The sequence below is a fragment of the Pseudomonas sp. PS01297 genome, from assembly GCF_029959305.1.
Taxonomy (GTDB): domain Bacteria; phylum Pseudomonadota; class Gammaproteobacteria; order Pseudomonadales; family Pseudomonadaceae; genus Aquipseudomonas; species Aquipseudomonas helleri.
In genome coordinates this window covers 1-8,838 of the sequence record NZ_JASCPQ010000145.1, presented here as the reverse complement: position 1 = coordinate 8,838, position 8,838 = coordinate 1, and the positions used below count along the sequence as shown (strand labels likewise).

Sequence of the window (8,838 nt, the reverse complement as noted above, 5' to 3'; positions counted from 1 at the left end):
GGCTTGCTCGCGATAGCATCACTGCGATGTGCCTGATACACGGCGTAGTTTGCATCGCGAGCAAGCCCGCTCCCACAAGTCGAGTTAAGCCACGCCCCATCTTGTTACCTAACGCCCCAAAAAGACGCAAAACGCCCTTCAAGTAACATCCCCTTACTCTCCCTCCTGCATGTTTACGCAAACCTTGTGCGTGCCTCAACGCCCTTGTTTTCGGGCCTTTCAACCCATGTTGCGATGTTTTAATTGACAGCAAACTCACGTTGGCCGCTTACTTGCATATGCTTGTATGTACAAGTACATAAGTGTTCACCTGCCCAGCACTGAGGAGTTACCCGTGACTTCAACTACCCCTAAATCGCCTGTCGCGTCCAACCGTCACCGCGAAGGTGAGATCCGCGCCGCCCGTGGCACTCAGCTCACGGCTAAAAGCTGGATGACTGAAGCACCACTGCGGATGCTGATGAACAACCTTGATCCACAGGTGGCAGAAAACCCGACCGAGCTGGTGGTGTATGGCGGTATTGGTCGTGCGGCGCGTAACTGGGAGTGCTACGACAAAATCGTCGAAAGCCTGACCAACCTCAATGACGACGAAACCCTGCTGGTGCAATCGGGCAAGCCAGTCGGCGTGTTCAAAACCCACAGCAACGCACCACGGGTACTGATCGCCAACTCCAACCTGGTGCCGCATTGGGCCACGTGGGAACACTTCAACGAACTCGACGCCAAAGGCCTGGCCATGTACGGCCAGATGACCGCCGGCAGCTGGATCTACATCGGCAGCCAAGGCATCGTCCAAGGCACTTACGAAACCTTCGTTGAGGCCGGTCGTCAGCATTACAACGGCAGCCTGGTCGGCAAATGGGTGCTCACCGCAGGTTTAGGCGGCATGGGCGGCGCACAACCGCTGGCCGCGACCCTGGCGGGTGCATGCTCACTGAACATCGAATGCCAGCAGAGCCGCATCGACTTCCGCCTGGCCACGCGCTACGTCGACGAGCAAGCCACTGACCTGGATGATGCCCTGGCCCGCATCGCCAAATACACCGCCGAAGGCAAGGCGATTTCCATCGCACTGTGCGGTAACGCCGCTGAACTGCTCCCAGAAATGGTGCGCCGTGGCATTCGCCCGGACATGGTCACCGACCAGACCAGCGCCCACGACCCGCTCAATGGCTACCTGCCAAAAGGCTGGACCTGGGAGCAGTACCGCGACCGCGCCGTGACCGATCCGGCGGGCGTGGTCAAAGCCGCCAAAGCCTCGATGGGCGAGCACGTAGAAGCCATGCTGGCGTTCCAGAAAGCCGGTATTCCGACCTTCGACTACGGCAACAACATCCGCCAGATGGCCAAAGAAGTGGGTGTTGAAAATGCGTTCGACTTCCCGGGTTTTGTTCCGGCGTACATCCGCCCACTGTTCTGCCGTGGCATTGGCCCGTTCCGTTGGGCTGCGCTGTCGGGCGATGCAGAAGATATCTACAAAACCGACGCCAAGGTCAAAGAACTGATCCCTGACGACGACCACCTGCACAACTGGCTGGACATGGCCCGCGAGCGCATCAGCTTCCAGGGTTTGCCTGCACGCATTTGCTGGGTTGGCCTGGGCCAGCGCGCTAAGTTGGGCCTGGCGTTCAACGAAATGGTGCGCAGCGGTGAGCTCAAAGCACCGATCGTGATCGGCCGTGACCACCTGGACTCGGGTTCGGTGTCCAGCCCGAACCGTGAAACCGAATCGATGCAAGACGGTTCGGACGCCGTCTCTGACTGGCCGCTGCTCAACGCCTTGCTCAATACCGCCAGCGGCGCGACCTGGGTATCGCTGCACCACGGTGGCGGCGTTGGCATGGGCTTCTCGCAGCACTCGGGCATGGTCATTGTGTGTGACGGCACCGACGAAGCGGCCGAGCGCATCGCCCGTGTGCTGCACAACGACCCGGCGACCGGTGTGATGCGCCATGCGGATGCGGGTTACCAGATCGCCATCGACTGCGCCAACGAACAGGGCCTGAATCTGCCGATGGTCAACGGCTAACTCAAACGCACAACCTGCAGGAGCTTTATTGTGAATCGTTTAAACCTGATCCCGGGCCAGTTGAGCCTTGCCCAACTGCGTAACATTTATCAGCAACCGGTGAGTCTCAGCCTGGACGACAGTGCTTCTAAGCAGATTGATGCCAGTGTGGCGTGCGTTGAACAGATCCTGATAGAAAACCGCACCACCTACGGCATCAATACCGGCTTTGGTTTGTTGGCGTCGACCAAGATTGCCAGCGAAGACCTTGAAAACCTTCAGCGATCGTTGGTGTTGTCTCACGCGGCGGGTGTCGGCGAGCCGCTAAGCGACGATATGGTGCGCTTGATCATGGTACTTAAGGTCAACAGCTTGAGCCGCGGCTTTTCTGGTATTCGCCGGATTGTCATCGACGCGTTAATTGCGCTGATTAATGCCCAAGTCTACCCACACATCCCACTCAAAGGCTCGGTGGGTGCTTCGGGGGACTTGGCACCGTTGGCACACATGTCGCTGGTGTTGCTGGGCGAAGGTAAAGCACGCCACAACGGTGAGTGGCTGGATGCCGTTGCGGCCCTGAAACAAGCAGGTTTAGAGCCGCTGACGTTGGCCGCTAAAGAGGGGCTGGCCTTGCTCAACGGTACTCAAGTATCGACGGCATATGCATTGCGTGGCCTGTTTGAAGGCGAGGATTTGTTCGCTGCCGCAATGGCATGCGGTGGCTTAACCGTTGAAGCGGTGTTGGGCTCGCGCTCGCCCTTTGACCCGCGCATCCATGCCGCGCGCGGCCAGCGTGGGCAAATCGATGCTGCCGCGCTGTACCGCGACCTGCTGGGTACGAGCAGCGAGGTGTCGGAGTCGCACAAAAACTGCGACAAAGTACAAGATCCGTATTCCTTACGCTGTCAGCCACAAGTGATGGGCGCCTGCCTGACTCAGTTTCGTCAGGCGGCTGAAGTGTTGGGCATAGAAGCCAACGCTGTGTCGGATAACCCGTTGGTGTTCGCCGAGCAAGGTGATGTGATTTCTGGCGGCAATTTCCACGCTGAGCCCGTCGCCATGGCCGCTGACAACATAGCCTTGGCGATTGCAGAAATCGGCTCGCTGAGCGAACGACGTATCTCTTTAATGATGGACAAGCATATGTCGCAGTTGCCGCCGTTTCTGGTGGCCAATGGCGGCGTCAATTCGGGCTTCATGATTGCCCAAGTGACCGCTGCCGCATTGGCCAGCGAGAACAAGGCGCTGGCGCACCCGCACAGCGTTGACAGTATTCCGACCTCGGCCAACCAGGAGGATCATGTATCCATGGCTCCTGCGGCAGGTAAACGGTTGTGGGAAATGGCCGCGAATACGCGCGGCGTGCTGGCAATTGAATGGTTGGCTGCTTGCCAAGGGCTGGACTTGCGCGACGGTTTGAAAACGTCGGCCAAACTTGAGATTGCCCGCATGACCCTGCGCAGCAAAGTCGCGACCTATGAAAAGGATCGCTTTTTTGCCCCGGACATTGATGCAGCTATTCAACTGCTGACCTCGCGTTGTTTAAATGCGCTGCTGCCTGCCCAGGCTCTACCAAGCCTGTAACCAACGAGAGCGCAGAGCGCGCCTTTTTGGCGTGATCTGCGTACCTGTTTTCGCCGACAAAAATAATTAAGGACGCGAAATGCAAAACCAAACTCAAGGTTTGAAACGCGGGCTGTCAGCTCGCCATATCCGATTTATGGCGCTGGGCTCAGCGATCGGAACGGGTCTGTTTTATGGTTCAGCCGCTGCTATCCAGATGGCTGGCCCCGCTGTTTTATTGGCCTACCTGATCGGGGGGGCAGCTGTTTTTATGGTGATGCGTGCGTTGGGCGAAATGGCTGTGCGCGACCCAGTGTCTGGCTCGTTCGGTCATTACGCCAGCACCTATTTGGGGCCTATGTCCGGTTTTATTCTCGGTTGGACCTATGCCTTTGAAATGATCATCGTGTGTTTAGCCGATATCACCGCATTTGGTATTTACATGGGGTTCTGGTTCCCCGATGTGGCTCGCTGGATCTGGGTTTTGGGAATCGTCCTGCTCATCGGTGGGTTGAACCTGTGCAACGTTAAAGTCTTCGGCGAAATGGAGTTCTGGCTGTCGTTACTTAAAGTGGCGGCCATTGTGGCAATGATTTTGGCCGGTTTTGGCATCATGTTGTTCGGCATAGGCACGTCCGGTACTGACGCTGCTGCCACAGGCATTAGTAATCTGTGGGCTTATGGCGGCTTTCTGCCCAACGGTGTTGGCGGTTTGATCGCTTCGTTTGCGGTCGTAATGTTTGCGTTCGGGGGGATTGAAATTATCGGCATCACCGCCGGTGAAGCCAAAGGTCCGCAGCGCGTTATCCCCAAAGCGATCAATGCTGTGCCGTTACGTATCCTGTTGTTTTACGTGTTGACCCTGTTCGTATTGATGGCCATTTACCCGTGGACTCAGATCGGTAGCCAGGGCAGCCCATTTGTGCAAATTTTTGACAGCCTCGGCATCAGTTCAGCCGCCACCCTTCTAAATATTGTTGTTATCTCGGCCGCCGTGTCTGCGATCAACAGCGATATCTTCGGGGCGGGCCGCATGATGTTTGGTTTGGCCCAGCAAGGTCAGGCGCCAAAAGGCTTTGCCAAAATATCCCGTCATGGTGTGCCGTGGATGACTGTTCTGGTGATGGGCGTCACGTTGTTGGGAGGGGTACTGCTCAACTATCTGATCCCTAAAGACATCTTCCTGGTTATCGCCTCTATTGCGACCTTCGCGACGGTATGGGTGTGGTTGATGATTCTGGTCACTCAAGTCGCCATGCGTCGCTCAATGACTCGCGAGCAGGTAGCGGAGCTCAAGTTCCCGGTGCCTTTTTGGCCGTATGCGCCCATTGCTGCCATTGTGTTTATGGTGTTCATCTTTGGCGTGCTGGGCTATTTCCCTGAAACCCAAGCAGCGCTGATAGTAGGAGCGGTCTGGATTGTGTTGCTGATAGTGGCCTATTTGTTGTGGGTGAAGCCTGCTGCGGGTCAGGCGCTTGAAGTGGCTCCCAAGGTTTCCTAGGCGCGTCATTATTCCCCGGCCGATGATTATGTGGACCGTTTTGTTCAACGCCGTGCCGTGGCCGTTTAGCGTTAGAAAGGTGAGCGATGAGTAACGTACAGAATGAAGCAACAGTGATCGACGCCGTGATCATCGACAACGCCCGCCTGCGCTGGCAAGACGTGGTCGCGGTTGCCCGGCATGGCGCGCGGCTGGAGCTGTCGGCGCAGGCCTGGGCGCGCATCGACAACGCGCAGGCCATCGTGCAGCGCATTGTCCAGAGCGGCGAACGTGCTTACGGCATCAACACCGGCCTGGGCGGTTTGAGCAACGTTTCGTTGCAGCACGAGCAACTCAGCGCCCTGTCACGCAACACCTTGCTCAGCCATGCCTGCGGCGTCGGCCCGGCGCTGAGCAATGAACAGACCCGCGCGATCATCTGTGCGGCGGTCATTCAATACAGCCAGGGCAAATCCGGCCTGCACCGCCAGGTGGTCGAAGCGCTGCTGGCGCTGCTCAACCACCAGATCACCCCGCAAGTGCCGTCCCAGGGTTCGGTGGGCTATTTGACCCACATGGCACACATCGGCGTCGGCCTGCTGGGCGTGGGCGATGTCAGCTACCGTGGGCAGATCGTCCCCGCGCAGCAAGCCTTGGCCGCCGAAGGCTTGAACCCGGTGCAACTGGGCGCCAAAGACGGTCTGTGCCTGGTCAATGGCACGCCGTGCATGACCGGCCTGAGCTGCCTGGCGCTGGCCGATGCGGCGCAGGTGTTGCAGTGGGCGGATGTGACCGGCGCCATGAGTTTTGAAGCGCTGCGCGGCCAGATCGACGCCTTCGACCCTGAGATCCTCGCGCTCAAGCCCCACGCGGGCATGCAGCAGGTTGGCCGCCACTTGCGCCGCTTGCTGGCCGACAGCGAAGTCATCGCGAGCAGCAAAGGCGTGCGCACCCAGGACGCCCTGAGCTTGCGCTCCATCCCGCAGGTGCATGGCGCTGCGCGGGACCAGTTCAATCACTCGGTGGTGCAGATCGAAACCGAGCTCAACTCGGTCAATGACAACCCGATGGTGCTGGGCACGCCCGACGCCTACCGGGTGGTCAGCCAGGCCAACCCACACGGGCAGTCCGTTGCACTGGCCGCAGACGGGCTGGCCATCGCCATGGCCGAAATCGGTTCGATTGCCGAGCGCCGGCTCGACCGTCTGATCAACCCGCATGTCAGCGACCTGCCGGCATTTTTGGTCAGCCAGCCGGGCGTCAACTCGGGAATGATGATTACCCAGTACGTCGCCGCTTCGCTGTGTGCGCAAAACCGCCAGCTGGCGCAACCTGCCGTGCTCGACAACTACGTGACCTCGGCCCTGCAGGAAGACCACTTGAGCCTGGGCACCAATGCCGCGCTCAAGCTGTTGCAAGTGCTGGAGAACGCCACGCAGGTGCTGGCCATCGAGTACTTGCTGGCTGCGCAGGCGTTTGAGTTCCATCAGCCCAAGCACTTCGGTGCCGGTACCCAGGTGGCCTGGCGCTTACTGCGTGAACACGTTGCGCCTTACGATCAAGACCGCTGGCTGGCCCCTGACATTGCCAAGAGCGCGGCGATCCTCAAAGACCCGCGTGCGTTGCAGTCACTGGCCGCTTACCAGGCGTGAGTCATCAAGGGAGTGATGCAATGAAAACGCTTTGGCAACACTGCAATGCCGCGACCATGGCCAATGGCACGTATTCGATCATCGAAGACGCCGCCATCGTGACCCGCGAGGGCTTCATTGAGTGGATCGGCCCGCGTCAGCAGGTCCCTACCGGTGAATACGGCCACACCATCGGCCTGGACGGCGCATGGGTCACGCCGGGGCTGATCGACTGCCACACCCACACGGTGTTTGGCGGCAATCGCAGTGGTGAGTTTGAGCAGCGCCTGCAAGGCGTGAGCTATGCCGAAATCGCCGCTGCCGGGGGCGGCATCGCCAGCACCGTGCGCGCCACCCGTGCCGCCAGCGAAGACGAGTTGTTCGCCAGCGCGCGTCAGCGTTTGCTGAATTTGCTGCGTGACGGTGTGACCACGGTCGAGATCAAATCCGGTTATGGCCTGAGCCTGGAGAGCGAGCGCAAAATTTTGCGGGTGATTCGCCGTTTGGGCCAAGAGCTGCCAGTGACGGTGCGCAGCACCTGTTTGGCGGCGCACGCCTTGCCGCCCGAGTACAAAGACCGGGCAGACGATTACATCGAGCACATTTGCACGCACATGCTCCCCGCGCTGGCCGCCGAAGGGCTGGTGGACGCGGTGGATGCGTTCTGCGAGTACCTGGCGTTCTCGCCGGAGCAAGTCGAGCGGGTGTTCAAGGTGGCGCAGCAACTGGGCTTGCCGGTCAAACTGCATGCCGAGCAACTGTCGTCGCTGCACGGCTCAAGCCTGGCGGCGCGGTATCAGGCGTTGTCGGCGGACCATCTGGAGTTCATGACCGAAGAAGATGCTATTGCCATGGCTCAATCCGGGACCGTGGCCGTGCTGTTGCCGGGGGCGTTCTACTTTTTGCGCGAAACCCAGTTGCCACCCATGGAGGCCCTGCGCAAACACGGGGTAAAAATCGCCATCGCCAGCGACCTCAACCCCGGTACGTCGCCGGGCTTGTCGTTGCGCTTGATGCTGAACATGGCCTGCACCCTGTTCCGCATGACCCCCGAAGAGGCGCTGGCCGGCGTGACTCAGCACGCCGCCACGGCCTTGGGCCTGGGCGAGAGCCACGGCTCGCTGGAACCCGGTAAAGTGGCCGACTTCGTCGCCTGGAACATTGATCGCCCGGCAGACCTTGCGTACTGGTTGGGTGGGGATCTGGACAAACGCGTCGTGCGCAACGGCGTCGAGCTTTAGGAGAACAGGCTGTGGATAAGGTTCTGACATTCAAACAAGGCCGCGTGCCGTTGCTGATCAGCATGCCCCACGCGGGCATAAAACTGACCCCGGCGGTGCAGGCGGGCTTGATCCCCGAAGCGCAAAGCCTGCCGGACACGGACTGGCACATCCCCAAGTTGTACGAATTTGCCGCAGAACTGGGGGCCAGCACCTTGGCGGCCGAGTATTCGCGGTTTGTGATCGACCTCAACCGCCCCGAAGACGACGCGCCGATGTACGTGGGCGCGACCACCGGGTTGTTCCCGGCCACGCTGTTTGATGGCGTGCCGCTGTTTCGCGAAGGGCAAGCGCCATCAAAGCAAGAGCGCGCGACTTACCTGGAACGCATCTGGCAGCCGTATCACCAGACCTTGCAGCAAGAGCTCAAACGCCTCAAAGACCAGTTTGGCTATGCGTTGCTGTTTGACGCGCACTCCATTCGCTCGCACATCCCGCACTTGTTTGAGGGGCGTTTGCCGGATTTCAACCTGGGCACGTTCAATGGCGCCAGCTGTGCGCCACAACTTGCGGGTGATCTTGAAGCGATCTGCGCCGAACACCCGGCTTATCGTCATGTGCTCAACGGGCGCTTCAAGGGTGGCCACATCACCCGGCATTACGGCAGTCCGGCGGATAACATCCATGCCGTGCAACTGGAATTGGCCCAGAGCACCTACATGGAAGAGTTCGAGCCCTTCAATTACCGCGAAGACCTGGCGGCGCCGACGCAGGTTGTGCTCAAGCAACTGCTGACGCGGATGATCGAGTGGGGTCAGGAGCGTTACGTGAAGGATTGATGGTCTGAAACCTGTGAGGTGGGAGCGGGCTTGCTCGCGATCCAGGCAACGCGGTCCGGCAGGCAGGTCGCGTTGATCCTTTCGCGAGCAAGCC

Annotated in this window: 6 protein-coding genes; all 6 read left to right on the top strand. The window is 59.5% G+C overall.

Annotated features, from left to right (window positions below; translation table 11 throughout):
• Positions 1–334 precede the first annotated feature (334 nt).
• A complete protein-coding gene (gene hutU / locus QMX84_RS24975; RefSeq protein WP_282365045.1) occupies positions 335–2,032 on the top strand; it encodes a urocanate hydratase in 1,698 nt (565 codons plus the stop codon).
• Between the two features lie 30 nt (positions 2,033–2,062).
• Entirely contained in the window at positions 2,063–3,595 is a 1,533-nt protein-coding gene (hutH, locus tag QMX84_RS24970) for a histidine ammonia-lyase (RefSeq protein ID WP_262123352.1), read from the top strand.
• Positions 3,596–3,674: 79 nt separating this feature from the next.
• The gene (locus QMX84_RS24965) at positions 3,675–5,075 is read left to right on the top strand and encodes an amino acid permease (protein WP_282365044.1); all 1,401 of its coding nucleotides are present in this window, start codon (positions 3,675–3,677) and stop codon (positions 5,073–5,075) included.
• A gap of 86 nt (positions 5,076–5,161) precedes the next feature.
• On the top strand, positions 5,162–6,706 hold the full coding sequence (gene hutH / locus QMX84_RS24960; RefSeq protein ID WP_282365043.1) for a histidine ammonia-lyase: 1,545 nt from the start codon (positions 5,162–5,164) through the stop codon (positions 6,704–6,706).
• 20 nt (positions 6,707–6,726) lie between these two features.
• On the top strand, positions 6,727–7,926 hold the full coding sequence (hutI, locus tag QMX84_RS24955; RefSeq protein ID WP_282365042.1) for an imidazolonepropionase: 1,200 nt from the start codon (positions 6,727–6,729) through the stop codon (positions 7,924–7,926).
• A gap of 11 nt (positions 7,927–7,937) precedes the next feature.
• Entirely contained in the window at positions 7,938–8,744 is an 807-nt protein-coding gene (gene hutG / locus QMX84_RS24950; RefSeq protein WP_282365041.1) for an N-formylglutamate deformylase, read from the top strand.
• The last annotated feature ends 94 nt before the right edge of the window (positions 8,745–8,838 follow it).

Excerpts from the sequence above, each read along its gene's own strand:
- QMX84_RS24965 (WP_282365044.1), top strand. The coding sequence starts at position 3,675 with ATGCAAAACCAAACTCAAGGTTTGAAACGCGGGCTGTCAGCTCGCCAT.
- hutH (WP_282365043.1), top strand. The coding sequence starts at position 5,162 with ATGAGTAACGTACAGAATGAAGCAACAGTGATCGACGCCGTGATCATC.
- hutI (WP_282365042.1), top strand. The coding sequence starts at position 6,727 with ATGAAAACGCTTTGGCAACACTGCAATGCCGCGACCATGGCCAATGGC.